1 protein-coding gene is annotated in these 1,122 nt (G+C 47.1%); it reads right to left on the bottom strand.

The window, feature by feature from the left end; all coding sequences use genetic code 11:
* Window positions 1-892 (bottom strand): retrotransposon gag family protein (locus tag BVER_RS29535; RefSeq protein WP_198155512.1); only part of this gene is annotated, 892 nt, incomplete at its 3' end.
* Window positions 893-1,122: the final 230 nt, after the last annotated feature.

Below are 1,122 nucleotides of genomic sequence, written 5' to 3' on the forward strand. Positions count from 1 at the left end.
TGCTTCCACAACGCAGGCATCTACCATTCTTCTTCCAGCAATCGGCCTCCACATGGTTGGTTTTATCGCAGTAGCGACATCTAACTGAGGATGTTTCCCTATTCTCAAGTGACCCTATCCCCTCTGCCGCGGGGCACTTAACTCCTCTGGTTCCTCTCGGAGGCTCCGTCCCTTGCTCCTGTGAGCCCTCTTCTCCTGTAGCCGTCACGCTACATGAGGCTATTCTCCTGCTATTCTGGAGATCTCGAAGACCCGCTTGGCCGTCCTCCAATCGTTGCGCGAGGTCCACTGCCCCAGCATATGTACTCACTGTGGCTGGCAACATGGCATTTTGAATTTCTATTTTCAGTCCTTGCACAAACCGCCATCTCCTCTTCTCCTCTGTGTTTACTAACTCGGGTGCATACTTAGACAACCGAGTGAAATTCCCCTCGTACTGAGAAACAGTCAGGTTATTCTGCTTAAAGTGCAGAAACTCCTCTCCTCTCTTTTCTCGGACCACTTTAGGTATATATTTAGCTTCAAACTCAGTACGAAAAGCTTGCCACGATCTCTGCACTGCCGTCTGTACCCATTTTTGCTCGGTTACCCTCCACCAAGCCTCAGCCGATCCTTCCAACAGAAAGGCTGCAAATTGTATCTTTCTCTCCTCACTGTAGTGCAACGGGGCATAAATTTTTACTATCTTTTCCAACCATAACTCTGCGTCTTCCTCATTTCCAATGCCCCTGAAGGTAGGCGGGTGAAACTTAAGAAATTCCTTCAATGCCCTACCATTACTGACAATGCCCGTCTCTCGTTGCTCTCCTCCCTGTCGCATTTCTTCAATCGTTTCTCCTAGCCGTGCTATCTGACTTTCTTGCCTCTTGATGAATTCCATCATCTCGGCCATTGTGGCCTCATAAGAGGGATTAGCCCCATTATTGCGAGTGCTACCCTGACCTTCCTCTGGGGTGTTCCACGGTGGGTCTTGGTTAGTTCTTGTTGGATCCATCTGTATTCAGAAGATTTAGAATACATACAACTTACTTTCTTAAGTACAAACTTAATAATGCAAGTTGGACAGACAGGTTCACAAAACGTGGATTTATATCATGGTCGTGCAAAATTATAATACAAAAT

Source organism: Candidatus Burkholderia verschuerenii (assembly GCF_001189365.1).
In the GTDB taxonomy this organism is placed as follows: Bacteria; Pseudomonadota; Gammaproteobacteria; order Burkholderiales; family Burkholderiaceae; genus Caballeronia; species Caballeronia verschuerenii.